This is a genomic window from Pelomicrobium sp. G1, assembly GCF_051905455.1.
Taxonomy (GTDB): Bacteria; Pseudomonadota; Gammaproteobacteria; order Burkholderiales; family UBA6910; genus Pelomicrobium.
Genome location: NZ_JBQACR010000006.1, coordinates 1 through 21,141, shown reverse-complemented (window position 1 = coordinate 21,141; position 21,141 = coordinate 1). Strand labels below are relative to the sequence as shown.

The 21,141-nt window shown below is 67.7% G+C and carries 21 protein-coding genes, 1 tRNA gene and 1 pseudogene; 10 read left to right on the top strand and 13 right to left on the bottom strand.

Features of this window, described 5'->3' with window-relative positions; genetic code table 11:
* The first annotated feature begins 2 nt into the window (after nt 1-2).
* Genes ACTFO6_RS07390 through ald form a run of 6 tightly spaced genes read left to right on the top strand, consistent with a single transcriptional unit; the run spans nt 3 to nt 5,775 of the window.
* A complete protein-coding gene (locus ACTFO6_RS07390; RefSeq protein WP_439933810.1) occupies nt 3-1,850 on the top strand; it encodes an aldehyde ferredoxin oxidoreductase family protein in 1,848 nt (615 codons plus the stop codon).
* Between the two features lie 29 nt (nt 1,851-1,879).
* Nucleotides 1,880-3,133 carry an NAD(P)/FAD-dependent oxidoreductase gene (locus tag ACTFO6_RS07385; RefSeq protein WP_439933809.1) on the top strand — a complete coding sequence of 418 codons (1,254 nt, stop codon included), beginning with the start codon at nt 1,880-1,882 and terminating at the stop codon, nt 3,131-3,133.
* A complete protein-coding gene (locus ACTFO6_RS07380) occupies nt 3,130-3,384 on the top strand; it encodes a MoaD/ThiS family protein (RefSeq protein ID WP_439933808.1) in 255 nt (84 codons plus the stop codon). The genes ACTFO6_RS07385 and ACTFO6_RS07380 overlap by 4 nt, the downstream gene beginning before the upstream one ends.
* Nucleotides 3,385-3,693, top strand: a complete 309-nt coding sequence (locus ACTFO6_RS07375; protein ID WP_439933807.1) for a hypothetical protein — start codon at nt 3,385-3,387, stop codon at nt 3,691-3,693.
* Nucleotides 3,694-3,725: 32 nt separating this feature from the next.
* Nucleotides 3,726-4,598 (top strand): DUF4743 domain-containing protein, encoded by an 873-nt coding sequence (locus tag ACTFO6_RS07370; protein ID WP_439933806.1) that lies wholly within the window; start codon nt 3,726-3,728, stop codon nt 4,596-4,598.
* 58 nt (nt 4,599-4,656) lie between these two features.
* Nucleotides 4,657-5,775 carry an alanine dehydrogenase gene (ald, locus tag ACTFO6_RS07365; RefSeq protein WP_439933805.1) on the top strand — a complete coding sequence of 373 codons (1,119 nt, stop codon included), beginning with the start codon at nt 4,657-4,659 and terminating at the stop codon, nt 5,773-5,775.
* 302 nt (nt 5,776-6,077) lie between these two features.
* On the opposite strand, the gene yqeC is transcribed toward ald, so the two are convergent.
* From yqeC to ACTFO6_RS07350, 3 genes are all read right to left on the bottom strand, one after another.
* The gene (gene yqeC, locus ACTFO6_RS07360) at nt 6,078-6,839 is read right to left on the bottom strand and encodes a selenium cofactor biosynthesis protein YqeC (RefSeq protein ID WP_439933804.1); all 762 of its coding nucleotides are present in this window, start codon (nt 6,837-6,839) and stop codon (nt 6,078-6,080) included.
* On the bottom strand, nt 6,836-7,957 hold the full coding sequence (locus tag ACTFO6_RS07355) for a WD40/YVTN/BNR-like repeat-containing protein (RefSeq protein WP_439933803.1): 1,122 nt from the start codon (nt 7,955-7,957) through the stop codon (nt 6,836-6,838). The genes yqeC and ACTFO6_RS07355 overlap by 4 nt, the downstream gene beginning before the upstream one ends.
* A gap of 153 nt (nt 7,958-8,110) precedes the next feature.
* Nucleotides 8,111-8,187: transfer RNA gene (locus tag ACTFO6_RS07350), tRNA-Arg, on the bottom strand.
* A gap of 109 nt (nt 8,188-8,296) precedes the next feature.
* Here ACTFO6_RS07350 and ACTFO6_RS07345 point away from each other — a divergent pair.
* Together ACTFO6_RS07345 and ACTFO6_RS07340 are read left to right on the top strand one after the other, a co-directional pair.
* Nucleotides 8,297-8,851, top strand: a complete 555-nt coding sequence (locus tag ACTFO6_RS07345) for a c-type cytochrome (protein WP_439933802.1) — start codon at nt 8,297-8,299, stop codon at nt 8,849-8,851.
* Between the two features lie 58 nt (nt 8,852-8,909).
* Nucleotides 8,910-9,770, top strand: a complete 861-nt coding sequence (locus ACTFO6_RS07340) for a symmetrical bis(5'-nucleosyl)-tetraphosphatase (RefSeq protein WP_439933801.1) — start codon at nt 8,910-8,912, stop codon at nt 9,768-9,770.
* Between the two features lie 157 nt (nt 9,771-9,927).
* Here ACTFO6_RS07340 and ACTFO6_RS07335 read toward each other — a convergent pair.
* The 6 genes and pseudogenes from ACTFO6_RS07335 to ACTFO6_RS07310 all read right to left on the bottom strand — a co-directional run.
* Nucleotides 9,928-10,332: pseudogene (locus ACTFO6_RS07335) on the bottom strand (lysophospholipid acyltransferase family protein); the annotation flags it as partial.
* Nucleotides 10,333-10,453: 121 nt separating this feature from the next.
* Nucleotides 10,454-11,215, bottom strand: coding sequence for a GNAT family N-acetyltransferase (locus ACTFO6_RS07330; RefSeq protein ID WP_439933800.1), 762 nt, complete (start codon nt 11,213-11,215; stop codon nt 10,454-10,456).
* 121 nt (nt 11,216-11,336) lie between these two features.
* The gene (locus ACTFO6_RS07325) at nt 11,337-11,795 is read right to left on the bottom strand and encodes a glycine zipper 2TM domain-containing protein (protein WP_439933799.1); all 459 of its coding nucleotides are present in this window, start codon (nt 11,793-11,795) and stop codon (nt 11,337-11,339) included.
* A gap of 19 nt (nt 11,796-11,814) precedes the next feature.
* Nucleotides 11,815-12,750, bottom strand: coding sequence for a carbohydrate kinase family protein (locus ACTFO6_RS07320; protein ID WP_439933798.1), 936 nt, complete (start codon nt 12,748-12,750; stop codon nt 11,815-11,817).
* Between the two features lie 152 nt (nt 12,751-12,902).
* The gene (locus ACTFO6_RS07315) at nt 12,903-13,799 is read right to left on the bottom strand and encodes a 2-keto-4-pentenoate hydratase (RefSeq protein WP_439933797.1); all 897 of its coding nucleotides are present in this window, start codon (nt 13,797-13,799) and stop codon (nt 12,903-12,905) included.
* Nucleotides 13,800-13,881: 82 nt separating this feature from the next.
* Nucleotides 13,882-14,301 (bottom strand): SWIB/MDM2 domain-containing protein, encoded by a 420-nt coding sequence (locus ACTFO6_RS07310; RefSeq protein ID WP_439933796.1) that lies wholly within the window; start codon nt 14,299-14,301, stop codon nt 13,882-13,884.
* A gap of 462 nt (nt 14,302-14,763) precedes the next feature.
* Here ACTFO6_RS07310 and ACTFO6_RS07305 point away from each other — a divergent pair, with 462 nt between their 5' ends.
* Nucleotides 14,764-16,467 carry a glutamine--tRNA ligase/YqeY domain fusion protein gene (locus tag ACTFO6_RS07305; RefSeq protein ID WP_439933795.1) on the top strand — a complete coding sequence of 568 codons (1,704 nt, stop codon included), beginning with the start codon at nt 14,764-14,766 and terminating at the stop codon, nt 16,465-16,467.
* Here ACTFO6_RS07305 and ACTFO6_RS07300 read toward each other — a convergent pair.
* The 4 genes from ACTFO6_RS07300 to ACTFO6_RS07285 all read right to left on the bottom strand — a co-directional run bounded on the left by ACTFO6_RS07300 (nt 16,430) and on the right by ACTFO6_RS07285 (nt 19,425).
* The gene (locus tag ACTFO6_RS07300; protein WP_439933957.1) at nt 16,430-16,963 is read right to left on the bottom strand and encodes an ester cyclase; all 534 of its coding nucleotides are present in this window, start codon (nt 16,961-16,963) and stop codon (nt 16,430-16,432) included. The genes ACTFO6_RS07305 and ACTFO6_RS07300 overlap by 38 nt on opposite strands.
* Nucleotides 16,964-17,232: 269 nt before the next feature.
* Nucleotides 17,233-18,243: a radical SAM protein gene (locus ACTFO6_RS07295; RefSeq protein ID WP_439933794.1), complete on the bottom strand. Its 1,011-nt coding sequence runs from the start codon at nt 18,241-18,243 to the stop codon at nt 17,233-17,235.
* Nucleotides 18,244-18,526: 283 nt separating this feature from the next.
* On the bottom strand, nt 18,527-19,132 hold the full coding sequence (locus tag ACTFO6_RS07290) for a plasmid pRiA4b ORF-3 family protein (RefSeq protein WP_439933793.1): 606 nt from the start codon (nt 19,130-19,132) through the stop codon (nt 18,527-18,529).
* A 146-nt stretch (nt 19,133-19,278) separates the two neighbouring features.
* Nucleotides 19,279-19,425, bottom strand: coding sequence for an addiction module protein (locus tag ACTFO6_RS07285; protein ID WP_439933956.1), 147 nt, complete (start codon nt 19,423-19,425; stop codon nt 19,279-19,281).
* 1,315 nt (nt 19,426-20,740) lie between these two features.
* Between ACTFO6_RS07285 and groES the strand changes: the two genes are divergently transcribed.
* Nucleotides 20,741-21,034 (top strand): co-chaperone GroES, encoded by a 294-nt coding sequence (gene groES / locus ACTFO6_RS07280; RefSeq protein ID WP_439933792.1) that lies wholly within the window; start codon nt 20,741-20,743, stop codon nt 21,032-21,034.
* Nucleotides 21,035-21,141: the final 107 nt, after the last annotated feature.

Genomic DNA, 21,141 nt, shown 5'->3' with positions numbered 1-21,141 from the left:
CCATGGCATGGCAAGGCAAGATCCTGCGCGTGAATCTTACCAAGGGCACCTGCACCCCCGAGCCCCTCAACATGGACTGGGCGCGCCAGTACCTGGGCCAGCGGGGCCTCGCCACCAAGTACCTGGTGTCCGAGATCGATCCCAAGGTCGATCCCCTGTCCCCGGACAACAAGCTCATCTTCGCCACCGGCCCCTTGACCGGCACCATGGCCTCCACCGGCGGGCGCTATTCGGTCATCACCAAAGGGGCGCTCACCGGGGCCATCGCCTGTTCCAACTCGGGCGGCTTCTTCGGCGCGGAGCTCAAGATGGCCGGCTGGGACATGGTCATTTTCGAGGGCCGCAGCCCGACCCCCGTCTACCTCTACATCGAGAACGAGGAGGCGCAGCTCCTCCCCGCCGACTTCCTGTGGGGCAAATCAGTGTGGGAAACCGAGCCGGCCATCCAATCCCGGCACCAGGACCCCTTGATCCGGGTCGCCTGTATCGGGCGCGCGGGGGAGAACCGGGTGCTCTACGCCGCCATCGTCAACGACCTACACCGGGCGGCGGGCCGTTCGGGGGTGGGGGCGGTGATGGGCTCGAAGAACCTGAAGGCGGTAGCGGTGCGCGGCACCAAGGGCGTGGGCAAGATCCGCGATCCCAAGGCCTTCATGGAGGCGGTGCGCGCCGCCAAAGAAGTGCTCAGGAACCATCCCGTGACCGGCCAGGGCCTACCCAAGTTCGGGACCCAGGTGCTCATGAACGTGATCAACGAGGTGGGGGCTCTGCCCACCCGCAACCACCGGGACGTGCAGTTCGAAGGCGCCCCCAAGATCTCGGGCGAGGCCATGCACCAACCCCGGCCCACCGACGGCAAGCCCAACCTGGTGACCAACCAGGCTTGCTTCGGCTGCACCATCGCCTGCGGGCGCATCTCCAAGATCGACGAGACCCACTGGACGGTGAAGAACAAGCCCGAGTACTGGGGTGCCTCCGGGGGCCTGGAGTACGAGGCCGCCTGGGCCCTGGGGGCGGCGAACGGCGTGGACGACCTGGAAGCCCTCACCTATGCCAACTTCGTCTGCAATGAAGACGGCATGGACCCCATCTCTTTCGGCGCCACGGTGGGCGCGGCGATGGAGCTCTACGAAATGGGGGTGCTCACCGAAGCGGAGATCGGCATGCCCGCCCCCTTCGGCTCGGCGGAAGCCCTGTGCCGCTTCGCCGAGTGGACCGCCCGGGGCGAAGGCTTCGGCAAGGTGCTGGGGCTGGGCTCGAAGCGGCTGTGCGAGAAATACGGCCATCCCGAGCTCTCCATGAGCGTGAAGGGGCAGGAATTCCCGGCCTACGACGGGCGGGCGCTGCAGGGCATGGGGCTCGGCTACGCCACCGCCAACCGGGGCGCGTGCCATCTGCGCGGCTACATGGTGGCGACCGAAGTTCTGGGCAACCCGGTCAAGACCGATCCCAAGGCGACGGAAGGAAAGCCCGAGATGCTGAAGGCGTTCCAGGATGCCACCGCGGTGGTGGATTCCACGGGCCTGTGCGTGTTCACCACCTTCGCCTGGACCCTGGCGGACATCCAGCCCCAGCTCCAGGCGGCCTGCGAAGGCGACTGGTCCATGGAGTCCCTGAACCTGCTGGGCGAGCGCATCTGGAACCTGGAGCGGGAGTTCAACCTGAAGGCGGGCTTCACCGCCAAGGACGACACCCTGCCGCCGCGCCTGCTCAAGGAGCCTTGCAAGACAGGCCCGCAGAAAGGGGAAGTGTGCCACCTGGACGTGATGCTGCCCAAGTATTACCAGGTGCGCGGCTGGACCCCGGACGGGGTGCCCACGCCCGAGACCCGCAGGCGGTTGGGATTGTAAGAAGCAACCAATCTTGTTCCGAGGTTGCGATGAAGCACGTGATCATCGGCAACGGCCCCGCCGGGGTGATCGCCGCCGAGACCCTGCGCCGGGCCGATCCCCGGGGCGACATCGTGCTGCTGGGGGACGAGCCGGAGCCGCCCTATTCCCGCATGGCCATTCCTTACCTGCTGGAAAACCAGATCGACGAACGCGGCACCTGGCTGCGCAAGGATCCGGACCATTTCCAGCGGTTAGGCGTCCAACTCAAGACCGCCCGCGCGGTCCGCGTGGACACAGCGGACCGGCAGGTGGAGCTCGCGGACGGAAGCCGCCTCCCCTACGACCGGCTGCTCGTCGCCACCGGCTCGCGCCCCAACCCGCCGCCCGTGCCCGGAGGCGATTCCCCCGGGGTGCTGCCCTGCTGGACCCTGGCGGACGCCCGCCGCATCATGGCGCGGGCCAAACCCGGCGCGCGGGTAGTGCAGATGGGGGCGGGCTTCATCGGCTGCATCATCCTGGATCCCCTCATCGCCCGGGGGGTCCAGCTTACCCTGGTGGAGATGGGCAACCGCCTGGTGCCCCGCATGATGGGGGAGACCGCGGGGAACCTGATCCGCCGCTGGGTGGAACGCCAGGGCGTGAAGGTTTACACTTCCACCCGGTTGGAGCGCATCGAGACGAAAACGGGCGCGGAGACCCTGGAGGTGAGCCTGAGCGACGGCACCCGGCTCCCGGCGGATCTGGTCATCAACGCCACCGGCGTGCGACCCAACGTGGAGTTCCTGGCGGGGAGCCGAATCGCCACCGACGCGGGCGTGAAGGTGGACGCCGCCATGCAGACCAGCGTTCCCGGCGTTTACGCCGCGGGGGATGTGGCCCAGGCGGCCGAGCTGAGCACGGGAAAGATGATCGTCAACGCCATTCAGCCCAACGCCGCCGACCAGGCGCGGGTCGCCGCCCTCAACATGGCGGGGAAAGCGGCGAGCCTGTCGGGCACCCTGGTGATGAACGTGCTGGATACCATGGGCCTCATCGCCACCTCCTTCGGCCAGTGGATGGGAGTGCCCGGGGGCGAGGGCGCGGAGCGCGCCGACCCGGAGCGCTTCCGCTACCTGCGCCTGGAATTCCAGGACGACGTGCTGGTGGGAGCCCACTGCCTGGGGCTGACCGAGCACGTGGGGGTGATCCGGGGCCTGATCCAGACCCGCGCCCCCCTGGGGCCTTGGAAAGACCGCCTGCTGAAGGACCCGACCCGGCTCATGGAAGCCTACCTCGCCCGCGCCCAGGGCGCGGTCGCATGAAAGTCACCCTCAAGCTCTTCGCCATGCTCCAGGACTACCTGCCGCAGGAGGCCCGCGGCCAGCGGGCGCTGGAGCTGACCCTGCCCGAGGGCACCACGGTGGCCGCGGTGGTGGAACGATTCCGTCTGCCCGAGAAACTGGTGCATCTCACCCTGGTGAACGGGGAGTACGTGGAGCGGGAGGCCCGGGCGAGCCGCCCGCTCCAAGACGGCGATGTGCTGGCCATCTGGCCGCCGGTGGCGGGAGGTTGAATGGCGGAACGAACGACGGAACCGGTGCGCATCGAGCGCCATCTGGCGATCAGCCACAAGGACTTCATGCGCACGCTGCCCGCAGCCCTGGGACGGCGCCCGGACACGGAGGATCCGGCCAACATCCTGGTGAAGAGCGGCCCCGACAAGCGCCTGGAAATCCGGCTCTCCCCCGAGGGCAGCCGCCAGATCGGCTCCCTCACCCTGCCCCAGACCGGCGTCGCGCTGGAGTTCGTGGGCTACACCCCCCAGGAAGTCGAGCAGTTCATGCAGCGCTTCGACGCCTATTACCGGCGCGGCGGCGGCTGACGGACCGCTTTTCTAGCCGCGGATTTCCGCCCTTGGACCTGACGCCCCTGGTGGAAATCGTCCGCGCCGCGGCCCGGTTCGATCCCGGCGGCCACCTTCCTTTCCATGCCGCGGGCCAGCAGGTGGGATGGGTCACCCCCCAGCTCGCCGGGCGGCTGGAAGCCATGACGGAGGTATTCCTGGTGGGGGACTTCGGCGTTGCCCTCCATCCCGACCTGACAGCGCCCGAGGACCGGACCCGGGCCCTCGCCCGGGCGGTAGACAGGCTTGCCGCCGAAGGCTGGATCTCCGGCGTGCGCCACGAGCCCTACGCCATTCGCGGCCGCTTCGACGAGCCGCCCCTCTTCGCCATCGAGCGGGCGGCGGCCCGCCCCTTCGGCCTCACCACCTTCGCCGTCCACGTGAACGGCCTTGCCCATCGCTCGGACGGGGGGACGGACATGTGGATCGCCCGCCGCAGCCCCACCAAGCCCATCGATCCGGGCCTGCTGGACAACCTGGTGGGCGGGGGCGTCGCCGCGGGGCACACCGCTGCCCAGACCCTGGTCAAGGAATGCTTCGAGGAGGCGGGCATCCTGGAGCCTCTGGCCCGCAAGGCCCGGCCGGCCGGCCTGGTGGGGCTTCTGCGGGAAGTGCCCGAAGGGGTCCAGTCGGAGGTGATCTTCGTCCACGACCTGGCGCTGCCGCCCGAATTCGCCCCGTGGAACACGGACGGGGAAGTGGCCGAATTCCGTCGGGTTCCCCTTCAGGCCTTGCCGGAGATGCTGGCGCAAGACGCGCCTTCCTTTACCCTGGACGCCGCCCTGGTGATCCTGGACTGCCTGGTCCGCCACGGGGTGATCGGCCCCGACGACAGGGGCTACCAGAGCCTGGTGACGGGTCTGGGGCCGAAGCCTCTCGGCTGAAACCGGCGGCGGTGCCCCCGCGTCCAAAAATTGTCCTCCGGCAAAGAGGAGCGCTGCCATGCTCATCGGCGTACCCAAGGAGATCAAGACCCACGAGTACCGGGTGGGCCTCACCCCCGCCAGCGTGAAGGAGGTGGTGGCCCATGGCCACCGGGTCCTGGTGGAACGGGGCGCCGGGGCCGGCATCGGCGCCTCAGACGCCGAGTATCTGGGCGCTGGGGCCGAGGTGGCGGCTTCCGCCGAAGAGGTCTACGCCCGGGCCGAGATGATCGTGAAGGTCAAAGAGCCCCAGCCGGTCGAGCGGGCCCGCCTTCGGGAAAACCAGATCCTCTTCGCCTATCTGCATCTCGCCCCCGACCCCGAGCAGGCCCGGGACCTCATGGCCCGAGGCGTGGTGGCGATCGCCTACGAGACCGTCACCTCCTCTGGCGGCGGGCTGCCCCTCCTCGCTCCCATGTCGGAGGTGGCCGGCCGCATGGCGATCCAGGCGGGCGCTCGCTGCCTAGAACGGGAAAACGGCGGCATGGGGGTGCTGCTGGGCGGCGTGCCCGGCGTGCCGGCGGCCCGCATCACGATCCTCGGCGCGGGCGTGGTGGGAACGAACGCGGCCCAGATGGCGGTGGGCACCGGCGCCCAAGTGACGGTCCTGGACCTCTCGGTGGAGCGGCTGCGCCGCATCGACCACGTGTTGGGCGCGCGGGTCGTCACCTGCTTTTCCAACCGCCACAACATCGAAGAGCACGTGCTGGCGGCGGAGCTGGTGATCGGGGCGGTGCTGATCCCCGGCGCCGCCGCGCCCAAGCTGCTGCCCCGGACGCTGGTGCGGGCCATGAAGCCGGGCTCGGCCATCGTGGACGTCTCCATCGATCAGGGCGGTTGCGCCGAGACCTCCCGCCCCACCACCCACGCCGAGCCCACCTACGTAGAGGAAGGCGTGGTGCACTACTGCGTGGCCAACATGCCGGGGGCAGTCCCCCACACTTCTACCTACGCCCTCAACCACGCCACGCTGCCCTTCGTGCTGGCCCTGGCCGACAAGGGCTGGCGGCGGGCGATGGAGGAGGACCCCCACCTACGGGAGGGGCTCAATGTGTGCCGCGAGCGCATCACCCACCGGGGTGTGGCGCAGGCCCTGGGACTGCCCTACACGGACCCGGCGCGAGCGCTCGCCGGGTAAGGCGCGCCGTCCGCCCGGGATCGCGTCACCCGCGGAGCCACGGATTGACGACCTTCGCTCCGACGCCTTCGAAGTGGCGCGTGTTACGGGTGGCGATCACAGCCCTACGCGCGCGCTGCGGCGATGCCAGCAATCTGCACGTCGTGGAACCCGACCCGACGACCCGCACGGCGGCGGCGCGCGGCGATCCTGGCGGCTTCGGCCGCAGCCGCCTGCTCAAAGGGCAACCCATGGCCTTCCAGATCTTCTTCGAGCGCCCTGTCAAAAGCCCTCATCGGTCATGGCGGGGTCTCTTCGCCAGTTCAGCTCCTCGCCACCACGCCCACCAGGGGGTTTTCCGCCCGCAGGCGGCACAGGAGCACCCGGTCGAAGCGCCGGGTGAGGGCGAGGGCGGCCTCGGCCGCCTGCCGGGCCAGGGCCTCCCGCTCGGCGTCGTCCACCATGTTGATCACCGGCACCACCCGCGCCGAGCCCGTGCCCTTCATGAGGCCCTCCTCGGAGGCCATGAGCCGCGCCACCTGCCCCGGCGTGAGCGGCTCGCCCCGCTTCCCCCCGCTCACCGCCTCGATCCGGTCGATGCGGTGGGCGACGCGCTCGGACAGGGGCTCACCGATGGCCCTGGCGGAAAGAAGCGCGATGACGGTGGCGGCACCCGCAGGAATCCGCGGCTCGTCCTCCTCCGGGCACTTGATCCAGCGCATGCGGGCCCCGTCGGCCTTGACCAGGGTGACGGCGAAGCCGGCCGTCCGGTGGATCTGCGCCACCAGGGCCGGCGACACGCCGCCGAGCCTCCCTTCCTTCGCGCTCGGCGCGAAATAAGCCACCTTGGGGTGACGGGCAGCCGCGGCCCTCACCCGCTCCGACAGCAGTGGCTCCTCGGCCACCACCTGGGCCACGGGAAGGCTCGTAGGCAGCCGAGGCGTCAGGACCGTGGCGGTGAGGGCGACCGGCCCCGGGTGAAGGGCGGCCAGGCGCTGCAGCACGCTCTTCTTGCCCCCCGCGCCCACGGCGCACACGATGCCGGAGCGGGCGCCGAACAGATCGAGCAGGTCTTCGCCCCTCATCGGTCCGGGTCCCGGGCCACGACCGCCGCCCGCACCGACAGGATGCGCGGGAGGAACCGGGCGAGGACTCGCCAATGCTCGCCCCCATCCCGGCTGGCGAAGAGCTGCCCGTTGGTGGTGCCGAAATACAGGCCGCAGGGCTCGATCCCGTCGGCGTCCATCGCCTCCCGTAGCACGCTTACGTACGCCCTACGTTGCGGCAACCCCCGGGTAAGGGGCGTCCAGGTGCGGCCCGCGTCCCGGCTCCGGTACACCCGCAGCCGGCCGCCCACCACGGTGCGCATGTGGCTGCTTTCCTCCGGGATTTGGAACACCGTGTCCGGGTCCCGGGGATCCACCGCCAGGGCGTAGCCGAAATCGCTGGGCAGGCCCGCCGTGACGTCGATCCAATGTCCGGCGCCGTCGTCGCTGCGGAAGGTGCCGGCGTAGCACTGGCGGTACAGCCGCTCCGGCTGGGCCGGGTGCAGGACCAGGCGATGCACGTTGTGACCGCACTGCCTCGAAGGATCGGGGACGTGGGCCACCGGCACCCCCTGGTTCGCGGCACGCCAAGTCTCGCCGCCGTCTTCGCTCCCGTAGACGCCGCCCGCGGAGACCGCGGCGTACATCCGGCGCTCGTTTCGGGGATCCACGTGGATCGAATGCACGGCGAACATTCCATGGGCCGGCTCCCAGTAAGCCCGGGTCGGGTGATGGTTAAGACCGGCGACGGGCGACCAGGTCGCGCCCCCGTCGCGGCTCACGAACAGGCCGGGCGGATCGATCCCCGCGTAGAGGGTGCGCGGGCTTCCCGGACCGCCCGGCGCCAGGTACCACACCGCCTTGAGGGGCGGATCCATCTCGCCGAGAGCGTGATGGGGCACGGCGGGCAGCGGCGTCCAGCGCCGGCCCGCGTCCCCGGTGCGATAAAGATGGGCGCCCCACACCGGATGAGCCGCCGCAGCGTATCCGGTCTGCGAGTTGCGCGGATCGAGCCATGCGTGGAGGATTTCGTACCCCGCGAGATGCGGCTCCTCCAGGCGCCAGCGCGCCCGCGCGAGGCTCGAGCGGGCGACGAACAATCCTTTTTGCGTCCCGATCACCAGCGCCACATGGGACGCTCCGCGCTCGCTAGGCATCTTCGCTCGATGGGTCGAAACGGTCCCCCTGGTTGGGCATCCGCACGGCCTCCGCGTTCGGCGGTGGCAGGCCGAGGGATCGGGAAAGGTTCGCAAAGCGGGCGAGCGCCCCAAGTTTTTCTGCGACGCTCGATAACCGCAAGGCAAGGAGGGTGGCGCGCCCGGCGAGATTCGAACTCACGACCTTCGGCTCCGGAGGCCGACACTCTATCCAGCTGAGCTACGGGCGCGCGGGGCCTGTATTATGCCGCTTTCCCGCTAGGGCGTCCACGCCCGTGCTTTGAGGGCTTTTGGCAAAGCCGCTATAATTTCACGACTTTTTTGCGTGCGGGACCCGGCATGGCAGACATCCACATCGAAGAGCACTCTTCCCTCATCAAGACCCCGAAGCAACTCATCATCACGGTGGTGCTGGCCTTCCTCGTGCCGGTGGTCGTCATCGTGATGATCGCCCACTTCATGACGGGCGGCATCAAGACGCCGAAAGAGGCGATGGCGCCGGAAGCCGTGGCCCAGCGGTTGAAGCCCGTGGGAACCCTGGTGGTGGCGGGAACGCCCGCCGCCGAAGCCGAGGCCCAGCGCCTCGCCGCGGCCGCCCCCGCCCCGGCGCCCGCCCAAGCCCCGGCGCCCGCGGCCGGAACTCAGACCGCCGCCCTGGACGGCCAGGCGGTCTATCAAAAAACCTGCGCCGCCTGTCATGCCGCAGGCGTGGCAGGCGCGCCGAAGCATGGCGACAAGGCGGCCTGGAGCACCCGCATCGCCCAGGGCAAGGATGCTCTATACGCAGCCGCGCTCAAGGGCAAGGGCGCCATGCCGCCCAAAGGAGGAAATCCTGTCCTGTCCGACGCGGAGGTTAAGGCCGCGGTAGACTACATGGTGGAGCACGCCAAGTAAGGGCAGACGGTCACCAGAGGCGTAGATCCGAGTCTGCGCCTTTTTTGTTTCTGATGCCATGGCGACCTACGCGATCGGCGACGTGCAGGGGTGCTACGCCCCGCTGCAACGCCTGCTGGAGAGAATGCGCTTCGATCCGGCCCGGGACCGGCTATGGTTTACCGGCGACCTGGTCAATCGCGGCCCCGCCTCCCTCGAGACCCTGCGCTTCGTGAAAAGCCTGGGCGCGGCGGCGGTGGCGGTGCTGGGTAACCACGACCTCCATCTGCTGGCGGCGGCGCGCGGGGTTCGCCGCCTCCACCGCCAGGACACCTTGAGGGACGTGCTGGGGGCGACCGACCGGGACGAGCTGCTCGACTGGCTGCGCCGCCGCCCCCTGATCCATGCCGAAGGCGCCACCGTCCTGGTGCACGCGGGGCTGCTGCCCGAGTGGAGCGTGCCCCGGGCGCTGGAATTGGGGCGGGAAGTGGAGCGAGCCCTGGTGGAAGACCTGGACGGCTTCTGCCGCCACATGTACGGCAATCACCCGGACCGGTGGGACGAGGCCTTGACCGGCTACGAGCGCCTTCGGGTGATCGTCAACGCCATGACGCGGCTGCGGATCCTCACCCCGGACGGGCGCATGGAGCTCACCTACACCGGCCCGCCCGAGCACGCGCCCGCCGGCTGCGTGCCCTGGTACGCCGTGCCCGAGCGCCGCAGCCGGGACTATTTCATCGTCTGCGGCCATTGGGCCGCCCACGGGCTCGCCATCACCGAGGCTCTGGCGACGCTGGATACGGGCTGCGTATGGGGCGGGAAGCTGACGGCGCTGCGCCTGCAGGACCGGCAGGTGTTCCAGGTCGCCTGCGGGGAAGAGGCAGACCGAGAGCGGCGGCGATGGCCTGTTCCGACGCCCGGGCCAGCTCGTGGCGGGTGAGGCTGCGGGGGTCGATAGGCTCGCAGAAGACGATTTCGGCCCGGGTGTAAGGCTCCCCCAGGATGCGTTTGAGGGACCCGGCGAAGCTCATGTCTCCGTAGTAGGGGACGGCCCGGGAAAGGGCCCCTGAGGCATCCCGGTAGCGCAGGGCGGCCGGGTGGACCGGCGCCACGACCTCCACGGCGGGCTGCAGCAGGGAGGGGTGAAAGATTTTCAGCTCGGTGCCGTCGGTGGTGGTGCCTTCGGGGAAGACCGCCAGGCGCTCCCCGGCGGCCAGCAGCCGCCGGATCTCCCCGTTCACCCGCGCCGCGTCGTGGCGCCGGCTGCGCTCGACGAAGATCGTCCCCGCCCGCTCGCTCAAGTAGCCGATCAACGGCCAGCGCCGGATCTCCGCCTTGGCCACGAAACGGCACGGGCTCACCGCGGAGATGACGAAGATGTCGAGCCAGGAGACGTGATTCGCCACCACCACCCCCGTGCGCGGCTCCACGCCAGGAGGATCGCCCCCCACCGAAAGCTCGACGCCCAGAATGCCCAGGAGCTGGAGGGACCAGCGGCGCATGACCCGGGCCCGGGCGGACCGATCGAGCCGCGGATACTGGAAAGTCACGCGAGCGAGCCCCGCCGCCAGGTGATACGCCAGGCGCGCGATCCGCCACGCGGAACGGACGAAGGGATGGAGGCTAGGCGTGATGATCTTTCAGGAAATGGCGCGCGTAGCGCCCGTTCAGGCGTTGCATGGGCAACAGGAGGAGGAGATCCGCGGTATTGAAGTCGGGATCCCAGGCCGGATCGCCGCACACCCAGGCGCCGAGGCGCAGGTAACCCTTGATCAGGGGCGGGATGGCGGCGTCCAGGTCCCCTTTCAGCGCGGCGAGGGGAAGCGGGCAGCGCGGAAACACCCGGTATTCCACCGGACTCATGAAGCGCTGGCACACCTGGTTGTAGATGCTGGCCGCCACCCGCCCGCCGTCGCCCATGGCGATGCTGGCGCAGCCGATCAGGTAATCGTACCCGTGGCGGCGCATGTAAGCGGCGATGCCCGACCAAAGCAGGGCGATGATGGCGCCGTTGCGGTAACCGGGATGCACGCAGGCGCGCCCCACCTCCACGAGGCGGCCGCCCAGGTGGGCCAGCCGCACTAGGTCGAACTCGTCCTCGGAATAGTAGCCGCCGATGCGCTCGGCGTTCTCGGGGCTCAGGATGCGGTAGGTGCCGACCACTTCGTGGGTCTCGCGGTCGCGCACCAGCAGATGCTCACAGTACGGGTCGTACAGATCGCGATCGATGCCGAGATGGGCGCTTTTCAGGCGCGCGCCCATCTCCTCCCCGAAGACCCGGTAGCGCAGCCGCTGGGCCTCCAGCACCTCCCCGGGAGATTGGGCGAGCTGCACCAGGAGCCGCCGGCGCTGGGCCGGTCGTATGCGCGATTGTTGGGTCAGCATGGTCGATCCCTTCACCACGGTCGGCGCCACTGTAGGCCGGAACCGTGACGCTTGCGTGAAAGACCTGCTAACCCTGGATGAAATCCCCGCCCGTCCCGGGTGCACCGGGCAGCCCCTCGGTTCAGTAATGAGTGACGCGAGTCACGCCCCCGCCGGACACCACCCTCACCCGGTCGCCGGGCTTGAAGCTCTCGTCGGCCTCCTGGGTCACCGCGATCAGGCTGCCGCTGTCCAGTTTCACCGTGATCTCCAGGCCGGGCCTGCGGGTGAGGGCCTCCTCGGCCGCCGCGCCGGCGAGCCCTCCCAGCACGGCGCCGCCGATGGCCCCGATGGCCGCGCCCTTGCCGTGGCCGATCTCGCTGCCCGCAATGCCCCCCGCGGCGGCGCCGGCCGCCGCGCCGATGGGGGTCTTGGTGCCCTCGATGGTCACCGGCCGCACGCTCTCCACCACCCCCAGGCGCACGGTCTGCTCCTTGCGCGCCTGGTCCCGGCTGTAGGCACCGCCCGACAGGCTCCCGGCGCACCCCGCCACCGCCACCGCGATAGTCGCCAGCACCCAAGCCAATATCCGCTTGCTCATGACCTTCTCCAGCTCTGGTTCACCACAAACGATAGCCGAACGCCTCGTAGAAACGCTCGTCGATTTCCTCGCGGCTCGGTTGGTGGTTCTGGGCACCCCGATGGGCGATCTTGATGGCGCCCATCGCCGAAGCGAGCCGACCGGCGTCTTCCAGGGTGAGCCCGTTGGCGATGGCGTACAGCAATCCCGCCCGGTAGGCGTCCCCGCAGCCGGTGGGATCCACCACCGCATCGGCCCGCACGCAGGGGATGTGGATCTCCCGGCCCTCGGCATGAATCACCGACCCCTGGGCCCCCCGGGTAACCACGAAGGCCCTCACCCGCCGCGCCAAGGCTGCGACCGGCAGCCCAGTGCGCTCTTCCAGGAGCTTGGCTTCGTAGTCGTTCGCCGCCACGTAGTCGGCCGCGTCGATGAAGTCGAGCAGCTCCCGGCCATTGTACATCGGCAGTCCCTGGCCCGGATCGAAGAGGAACGGGATGCCCGCCTCGCGGAATTCCCGGGCGTGCTTGAGCATGCCTTCGCGGCCGTCCGGCGCCACGATCCCGAGCCCGATGCCCTCGGCTTCATGGACACTGTTCAGGTGGGAATGGTTCATGGCCCCCGGGTGAAACGCGGTGATCTGGTTGTCGTCCAGGTCGGTGGTGATGAAGGCCTGGGCCGTGTAGGTCCCCTCGACCCGCAGCACGTGGGTGCGCTCCAGCCCGAGCCGCTCCAGGCGGCTTTCGTACGGGTGGGAGTCCTCCCCCACGGTGGCCATCACCACCGGCTCACCGCCCAGCAGCCTGAGGCTATAGGCGATGTTGCCGGCGCAGCCGCCGTATTCCCGCCGCAGGTCCGGCACCAGGAAGGACACGTTCAGGATGTGAATCTGATCGGGAAGGATGTGGTTCCTGAACCGATCGCGAAACACCATGATCGTGTCGTAGGCGATGGAGCCGCAGATCAGCGTGCGCATAGCTGGTCGATTATACAAGAGCAAGAACAGCGCCGCGGGTCCGGTTGTCCGACCTCCGTGGCGTCGGCAAGGTTCGGATGTCGGCAAGCGGTGCACCGGCGAGCGCGACCATTATGCTTCATGCATGCCCCCGTCGTCGCGAGACGGATCTCCTAGCGAAATGTCACCACCACCTCGGGTTCTCCTGACAGCCCCCGGTACCGAACTCGGATCGAGGCGCCTGGCTCGGGTGTCAGGGGCGCGCTGAAGGCGCCCAGGCTCACCAGGTCCCCGGGCTCGAGCCGCTCGCCCCGGCGCTGGAGGTCCCGGGCGAGCCAGAGCAGCGCGTTCAGGGGGTGGCTCAGCACCGCCGACCCTGGGGCGCGGGCGAGGACGCGCCCCGCCCCGTCCTCCACCACCACTTCCATGGTCCCGAGGGCCACCGGATCGAGCCGCGCCGCCGGAAGCGGCGTGCCCAGGACGCCGAGGCGGGCACCCACGTTGACCGCGGTAATGAGGGCTGCGTTGACCGGCGCCCCTTCCGCCAGGGCCAGGTCCGCCAGCTCGATGAAGGGGATCACCTCCCCCAGGGCGGCCAGGGCTTCCCCCGGCGTGGCCGCCTCGTTGACCGCAGCGCTTCCTATCCGCACCAGCAGGTCCGCCTCCACCACCGGCCGGGCCCCGTAGGCGGCCGGCACCGCGGCCCCGCCGGAAAGCAGCATCTTTTCCAGGAGCACCCCCCGTACCGGCGCGGCGGCGCCGAAGCGACGCTGCAGAGCGGGATGGGTGAGCCCCACCTTGTAGCCCACTCGGGGTCCAAGCCTGGGCTCGAGCCGCGCCACCAGCTTGGCCTGGGTGCAGAGTGCCTCCTCCAGGGTCATGGCGGGATCCAGGCCTCCCAAGGGGATCCGAGCGTGCCAGGCCGCCGCCAGAACGTCGGCTTCGGCCTCGGTGGCGCAGGCGCCCCAGGCGCCGCCGGCGGCCCAGGCCAAGGCCCAGGCGAGCCCCGCCAGCCACCGGGGCCGGTTTCGAGGGAAGGGTCGATGAAGCGGAGCCGGCGCAGGGGACATGGAGCCAGCGCAGGAAAGGAAACAAAGGAAACGAGCCCCGCCCGCTGGAGGCCTGCCACGGCGCGGGCGGGGCGGGATGGGGTCAGCTCAGGTGCTTGTTGACCAGCTTGGTCATCTCAAACATGGACACCTGGCTCTTGCCGCCGAAGACAGCCCTGAGCTTGTCGTCGGCGTTGATCATGCGCTTGTTCACGGTGTCCTGGAGCTTGTTTTTCCTGATGTAGTCCCAGACCTTCTTGGTGACCTCGGTGCGGGGCATAGGGCTCGAGCCCACCACGGCCGCCAGGGTGGCGTCGGGGGTCATCGGCTTCATGAAGGCGGGGTTCGGCTTGCGCTTGGCTGCCGGCTTGGCCGCCTTCTTGACCGGCTTTTTCGCCGCGGGCTGCTTCTTGGCCGCCGGCTTCTTGGCCGCCGGCTTCTTGGCCGCGGGTTTCTTCGCGGCCGGTTTCTTGGTCGCCGGCTTCTTCGCCGCCGGCTTCTTCGCGGTTTTCTTGGTCGCCATAATCTTCCCTCCAATCGATGCGTGCGGTCGCCTTTTCCCCTCTATGCCGGTGCCTGGCTCAAGGCGATAGCTAGGCGACGAGAGAATGCCTAAGCTTTTGGCTCTGCGCAAGGGGTTTTTGCCCGTAGGCGCCCGTTTTTCCGGGCTCCGCGCCGATCGAGGCCGTTTTGCGGGCGTCCGCAGGGCTCCGTTGGGGGACTAAACCCAGCGGCGCCGGCCTCCAGAGGCCCGTTCGCCGGAAGAAGCGCCGCCAGCCGCCGGGGGGCGGCTTGGGAGGTGCCCCGGTGGCTCGGCCGCCCGGTGGAGGGGAGCTGCGGCACCGTCCTGATCCCCCAGCGCCCCGGTACGCCGAAGCGGTACGCCGAGGGTTCCTCTAGGCCCATCCGTCCGCCGGGCTCCGCCTCCCGGAACGCCTCGGGTAAACTTTGAGTTTTCCAAATAAACCGGTTCCTGCCCCCGTCCATGTCAGCCCCCAAGCCCGCCCCCAAGGCCCCCGCGGCCCACGTCACCAACTTCCTGCGCCAGATCATCGAGGAGGACCTGCGCACCAACAAATGGGGGGGGCGGGTCGCCACCCGCTTTCCCCCGGAGCCCAACGGCTATCTCCACATCGGCCACGCCAAGTCCATCTGCATCAATTTCGGCCTGGCCCGGGACTACGGCGGCGAGTGCCACATGCGCTTCGACGACACCAACCCGGAGAAGGAGGAGCAGGAGTACGTGGACTCCATCCTGGAGTCGGTGCGCTGGCTGGGCTTCGATTGGGGCGAGCACCTGTACTACGCTTCGGATTACTTCGACAAGCTCTACGAGTTCGCGGAATATCTGATCCGCCAGGGCAAGGCCTACGTGGACAGCCTCTCGGCCGAGGAGATCCGCGACTACCGGGGCACCCTGACCGAGCCGGGCAGGAACAGCCCCTACCGGGACCGCCCGGTGGAAGAGAACTTGGACCTCTTCCGGCGCATGCGGGCCGGCGAGTTCCCCGACGGCGCCCACGTGCTGCGGCTCAAGATCGACATGACGTCGCCCAACATCAACCTGCGCGATCCGGTCATCTACCGCATCCGCCACGCGCCCCACCACCGCACAGGAAATCGGTGGTGCATCTATCCCCTGTACGACTATGCCCATTGCATCTCGGACGCCTTGGAGCGGATCACCCACTCCATCTGCACCATGGAGTTCGAGGATCATCGGGCGCTTTACGACTGGATCCTGGACGAGCTGGCCGAGGTGCTGCCCTGGCATTCGCGGCAGTACGAGTTCTCGCGTCTGAATCTCCTCTACACGGTGCTTTCCAAGCGCAAGCTGATCGAGCTGGTGGAAGGCGGGCACGTGGACGGCTGGGACGACCCGCGTATGCCCACCCTGGTGGGCTGCCGGCGCCGGGGCTATACCCCCGAAGGGATTCGCCTGTTCGTGGAGCGCATCGGCGTATCCAAGCAGGAATCGTGGATCGACATGACCGTGCTGGAGGACTGCATCCGGGAGGACCTGAACGAGCGGGCGCCGCGGCGCATCGCGGTGCTCGATCCCCTGAAGCTGGTGATCGTGAACTACCCGGAGGAGCGGGAAGAGACCTGCCGCGCGCCCAACCATCCCCAGAAGCCGGAGCTGGGCACGCGGGAATTGCCCTTCTGCCGGGAGCTATGGATCGAGCGGGACGACTTCATGGAGCATCCTCCCAAGGGCTTCTTCCGCCTGTCGCCCGGCGCGGAGGCGCGGCTACGCTACGCCTACCTCGTGAAATGCGTAGACGTGAAGAAGGACGCCGAGGGGCGCGTGGTGGAAGTGCATTGCACCTACGACCCCCAGACCCGGAGCGGCACCCCGGGGGCGGAGAGCCGCAAGGTCAAGGGCAACATCCACTGGCTCTCGGCCCGGCACGCGGCGGCGGCGGAGGTGCGCCTGTACGACCGGCTGTTCTCGGTGCCCCATCCCGGCGCGGGGGGCCGGGATTATCGGGAAGACCTGAACCCCCATTCTAAGCGGGTGATCCGCGCTTGGGTGGAGCCGCTCGCCGCCGCCGCCCAGCCCGAGGAGCGGTTCCAGTTCGAGCGACACGGCTATTTCGTCGCCGACCTGCGCGACCACGCGCCCGGGCGTCCGGTGTTCAATCGAAGCGTCACCCTGAGAGATTCCTGGGGCAATTCGCGACAATAGCCGTGGTCGTAGGGTGCGTGGAGCGCAAGCGAAACGCACCGGAATCGACCGACGGATCCACCAGCGGCGTCGCCTTTTGGGAGGAGACGAAGATCACGGCGTCGGACAAAGCGACGACATCGTGCTCCTCGCCGGGTTCGGTGAACAGATAATCGCCTTCCGACAACTCGGCGCCCCCCGATCGATACCTTTCCCGCGAGGACCACCACCTCTTCCGTGCCGTGATGGGTATGGCGGGGTAAAGCGCGATCCAGCCGCCAGACGCACCACCGAGGAACGCCCTCCGGATTCGTTGTTGCGGTAAAGACTGCGCTCGATACCGGGATGGCCGGTGGGCCGCCAGTTCCGCTCGCTTCAGTTGCTTTTCCAAGCCCTTCAAATCGCCGAGCACCCACACGTCCGCAATCTTCTCCCCACGGAATGTGAACAATGCGCACCCCGCCCAGCTTACGCGCTTTTGAGTGGGCGGATAACCCAAAAGCTCGGCTTGATCAATGCCGGTTTGTGCGTCCTCATTTTTCTGTCACATAAGGCTGGCGCTGAGCCTCGAAGCGCTGAGACCAAGGCAGGGAAGCGCGGCAACGCCGTTCCCCGCGCCCGCTGAAGCAGAAACCTAGCAGAGCGTCTGGGGTGCGGGCCAGGCACAGGTCCGGGCTGGACACCTAGGAACAGATAGGGCGCGTAGGGTGCGCCTTGGCGCACCGCTCGGGGGATGCCGGTACGCTTCGCCCGCCTGCCGCGACACGTGCGGCGCAGGCGCCACGTTCAGGTTAGGAAGCGGCGAAGCGACAGACGGCGCTCGTCGAAGCGCCACAGGCCGGCCCGCCGCGCCGCCGCGTAGGCGGCTTCCAATTCGGTGGGAAGCGGCCGCCGGTCGATCTCCACGTACAGCCGGCGCCCGTCGTCGGCGATGGAGCCCACCTGGTACTCGGGACGGTACTGGCCCATGATGTTCACGTAGGTGTCGGGGGACACCTCGTTGGCCAGCCACTCGAAGATGGCCGCGGCCTCCTCCGCCAGGCCAGGCATCACCAGGTGGCGTACCAGCACACCCCGCTTGGCGAGGCCGTCAGGGCCGAACTTGAGGGGTCCCACCTGCCGGTGCATCTCCAGGATCGCCTCCCGTGCCCGCTCCGGATAGTCCTTGGCCTTGGCGAAGCGGCGAGCGCTCTCCCGCGTCCAGAACTTGAAATCGGGCATGTAGATGTCCACCAGCCCGTCTAGCAGCTTAAGCGACTCGACCGAGTCGTAGGCGCTGGTGTTGTAGACGATGGGGAGCTTGAGACCCTGGGGCACCGCCGCGGCGATCGCCTCGATCATCTGGGGAACCACGTGCTCGGGGGTGACGAAGTTGATGTTGTGGCAGCCTTGGGCCTGCAGCGCCAGGGCGAGGTCGGCGATCTCCTCCGCCGTGCACTCCCGGCCGGCGCGCTTCTGGGAGATGTCCCAGTTCTGGCAGAACACGCAGCGCAGGTTGCACAGCCCGAAGAAGATGGTGCCCGAGCCGTTCCAGCCGCGCAGGCAGTCTTCCTCGCCGAAATGGGCGAAGGCGCTGGAGACGACGGCGTACCGCCCCGTGTTGCACACCCGCATCTGGTTTTCCAGGCGGTTGACGTGGCAGTTGCGGGGACAAGCGCAGCAGTCGGCGAGCTCCGCCAGGGCCGCCCTCACCCGCGCTTCCAGGCCGCCCTTGCGGTAGGTCGCCAGGTAGGCGGGCTCGAAGTCCCTTACCTGGAAGCGGGGGTCGGGCTCCCAGGAGGTCCAAGGCGTCAACATACGGACCCGAGACGGCAGGGAATTGCTCTCGATCGACCACTCTATTAGACAACTCCCGGCGTCCTTGGTCCAGCGGGAGGGCAGGTGCCGGTAAGCTGCGCCCTTGCGCCGCGTGCCCGGCCTGGCGCTTCGAGCATTGGGGGTGCCCCCGCACCCCGGGGACTGTACCCAAACCCTTTTGGGCGCCGCCGATGACCGTGCCCTACAGATTCTCGGGCCAAAGGCCAGTGAGCTTGGCGATGTCTCGCGAGCATTCGCGGACCGATTTCTTCGCGGGTCCGCGTTAAGGTACGCGACGCTTGCGGCCCGTCGCTCTTGAACGTATTTGTAGACCCCGTCGTATTTTCGCCAGCACGTTGTTTACGGCAGCGATGTCGAACCGCTCCGGGTCGAATCCGGCACCGAGCCAGTCGAGCGTTTCCTCATGCTCGGGATTCGAGGGATCTGCAATGATCTTCAATAAGTCCGCATAGCCCCAGACGCCGCCGCAGTCCTCCGGCGGGCACGCCCTGGCGCCGGCAATGCAAGAGAGTCGGGCGTCTTCCTTGGCGCCCCCGAGCACTTTTTCCAGTACGATCTTGTGTTCCCAACCGTCACCGAAATCGTACTCATAGATCATCGCGTCTTTGACGGTCCTTAAGACCTCGTCCAGGCGCACGCGCTTTTCGTTGATCCGTTCCATCGCGAATTCAGGATCGGGCTCCCCGTAAAGCACGCCCCTTGCAACGAACTGATGCAAGTGCGAGTCTGTCCAGCCCATGGCGACTTGGAGGACTTCGTGCAGGTCGGCCAGCGAAAGGGAACTCGGCACAAGCAGCCGGCGCCAAATCGGCGGCCTGACGCCGTTCAGCGTCACCTTGATCTGATACATCATCGCGTCGGTTGCCATTTGTCGGCATCTCAGAAAGTCAAGGTGTAACGGTTTGAGCCGCTACCTCCGCCCGCGCCAGTAGCCGGGACGTCGGCTATGGGAGCGAGCGAAAGAATACGCAGTTGGTGACCAACTACGGTGTCCCTCGGGGTGCAGCCAGTAGTTCACTGGAACCGGGCCTTCAGCTCAGCCAACGCCCCGGAACCAGGGATCAACAAGACGGCGCCGCTTTCCATCTCAGCACTCCGGCGCTCCACCTCTGCGGCCCATGCCTCCTCGACACCAGGATCCATGTCAAGACTTGGAATCAATCGCTCGACCAATCACGTCCACCCTGTGGTCGGCGGTTGCAACGCTTCAGCTTCCAGCAATTCGACAGTCGAAACCATGGCTCACTCCACGAGAGCTAAAGCAAAGGTTAGATTGCCATAGTGCCGTGCATATAGGCAAACGTCGCGACAGCCTCAGAAAAGGTGGCAACGCTTCGCGTCACCAGCAGCAAGAGGCAGAGCGAGAATGAGCAGCGCTTTTTGTTGCCCACGTGCATAAGATTGCTAGCGGCTTTCCTTCACTTAGAAACGATGGATTTGTAGGTTCAGAGCCTACCTCAAAATTGTTGTTGGCGTGAGGATGAGTTCGTAGAATCGGATGCATGCTGCGTCTGAGCGACGAACAGTGGGAGCGAATTCGGGAGCATTTTCCCGAAGAGACCCTTGCCGAAGGTCGAGCAGGCGCAAGCCGGTGCCGACGCGCCAGGTGCTTGCCCACTTCTTGCGGCGCAAGCGCTATCCCACAGCGCTCAACGATCGGCTGTCACACCGCCAGCCGGTTTCACCGGGCGAAGGCCATCTTCAACGGGTCCGGTGCCTTGTCGCAGATCAGTCGGCGAGTCTCGGCCTCCTGGCTGGGCTTGGCGAGCTGCGCTCGCCAAGCTTGCGCCGCCGCGCTTGTCTCTCAATGCGCACGCCTTCCTGTACATGACATTGGCAGAGGTTGAACACCCCGATGCGCGACAGGCACTCTCCTCGGCGATAGCTTCATATGCCTAGCCGCGCCGACGCAGACCGACTACTTACCGCCGCTGTTCCGCGCGCTTCAAACCACAACGATCTTATGATGCTTTGTCTTTTCATGCCAGCGGGATTGGGCGGCAACGAGAATGTCAAGACCAGATGTTTCCGCTCAATATAGGGACGCTCCGCCATGGGGAGCAGGGCTTCGGCGGAGCTTTTTAGGCGATAAAGACTTGTCGAGCTGGGCGGGGTGAGGACTCCCGTCTCCCCCACATGGCACTCCGGCGTCGCCGCCGTGCTACGGCCGGAGATTCACCGCGTCGCCCGCCCAAGTGAAAATGATGTCAGGGAAGGCGGATGGGAGGCCGGCCGTCCCTCCATCCAAGACCCCTGACTGGGCCGAGTAACCGGACGCCGAAAATTTCCGGGGTCGTCACCCGCCGTTTCCATGATACCCCTGTCGCGGGCTTCCTAGTTTTTCAAACCAAGTGCCGCCCGTCAGTCACCGTCACTTGCCTTCGCTCCTGTCCCGGAGCTACCATTAGCACTCTCTCGCATCGAGTGCTAACAAATCCCCGTCATCGACCACAACCTATTGAAGGAGAAAAACTTTATGAAAATCCGTCCGCTGCACGACCGGGTCATCGTCAAGCGCCTGGAAGAGGAGCGCAAGACCGCGTCCGGCATCGTGATTCCCGACACCGCCGCGGAGAAGCCCGATCAGGGGGAAGTGGTCGCCATCGGCAATGGCCGGCTGCTGGAAAACGGGACCCTGCGCCCCCTGGAGGTCAAGGTGGGCGATCGGGTGCTCTTCGGCAAGTATTCGGGCCAGACCGTGAAGGTGGAAGGGGAAGAGCTCCTCGTGATGCGCGAGGAGGACATCATGGGCGTCATAGAGAACGGTTAATCGTCCTAATCATCAGAGGAGTCCGCACAACATGGCAGCCAAAGAAGTCAAGTTCCATGAAGCCGCTCGCCATCGCATCGTCGCTGGCGTGAACATTCTCGCCGATG

Excerpts from the sequence above, each read along its gene's own strand:
- ACTFO6_RS07310 (WP_439933796.1), bottom strand. The coding sequence starts at position 14,301 with ATGGCGACCAAGAAAACCGCGAAGAAGCCGGCGGCGAAGAAGCCGGCG.
- ACTFO6_RS07305 (WP_439933795.1), top strand. The coding sequence starts at position 14,764 with ATGTCAGCCCCCAAGCCCGCCCCCAAGGCCCCCGCGGCCCACGTCACC.
- ACTFO6_RS07340 (WP_439933801.1), top strand. The coding sequence starts at position 8,910 with ATGGCGACCTACGCGATCGGCGACGTGCAGGGGTGCTACGCCCCGCTG.
- ACTFO6_RS07325 (WP_439933799.1), bottom strand. The coding sequence starts at position 11,795 with ATGAGCAAGCGGATATTGGCTTGGGTGCTGGCGACTATCGCGGTGGCG.
- ald (WP_439933805.1), top strand. The coding sequence starts at position 4,657 with ATGCTCATCGGCGTACCCAAGGAGATCAAGACCCACGAGTACCGGGTG.
- ACTFO6_RS07355 (WP_439933803.1), bottom strand. The coding sequence starts at position 7,957 with ATGCCTAGCGAGCGCGGAGCGTCCCATGTGGCGCTGGTGATCGGGACG.
- ACTFO6_RS07380 (WP_439933808.1), top strand. The coding sequence starts at position 3,130 with ATGAAAGTCACCCTCAAGCTCTTCGCCATGCTCCAGGACTACCTGCCG.
- yqeC (WP_439933804.1), bottom strand. The coding sequence starts at position 6,839 with ATGAGGGGCGAAGACCTGCTCGATCTGTTCGGCGCCCGCTCCGGCATC.
- ACTFO6_RS07385 (WP_439933809.1), top strand. The coding sequence starts at position 1,880 with ATGAAGCACGTGATCATCGGCAACGGCCCCGCCGGGGTGATCGCCGCC.
- ACTFO6_RS07390 (WP_439933810.1), top strand. The coding sequence starts at position 3 with ATGGCATGGCAAGGCAAGATCCTGCGCGTGAATCTTACCAAGGGCACC.
- ACTFO6_RS07295 (WP_439933794.1), bottom strand. The coding sequence starts at position 18,243 with ATGTTGACGCCTTGGACCTCCTGGGAGCCCGACCCCCGCTTCCAGGTA.
- ACTFO6_RS07330 (WP_439933800.1), bottom strand. The coding sequence starts at position 11,215 with ATGCTGACCCAACAATCGCGCATACGACCGGCCCAGCGCCGGCGGCTC.
- ACTFO6_RS07320 (WP_439933798.1), bottom strand. The coding sequence starts at position 12,750 with ATGCGCACGCTGATCTGCGGCTCCATCGCCTACGACACGATCATGGTG.
- ACTFO6_RS07375 (WP_439933807.1), top strand. The coding sequence starts at position 3,385 with ATGGCGGAACGAACGACGGAACCGGTGCGCATCGAGCGCCATCTGGCG.
- groES (WP_439933792.1), top strand. The coding sequence starts at position 20,741 with ATGAAAATCCGTCCGCTGCACGACCGGGTCATCGTCAAGCGCCTGGAA.
- ACTFO6_RS07290 (WP_439933793.1), bottom strand. The coding sequence starts at position 19,132 with ATGGCAACCGACGCGATGATGTATCAGATCAAGGTGACGCTGAACGGC.
- ACTFO6_RS07345 (WP_439933802.1), top strand. The coding sequence starts at position 8,297 with ATGGCAGACATCCACATCGAAGAGCACTCTTCCCTCATCAAGACCCCG.
- ACTFO6_RS07315 (WP_439933797.1), bottom strand. The coding sequence starts at position 13,799 with ATGTCCCCTGCGCCGGCTCCGCTTCATCGACCCTTCCCTCGAAACCGG.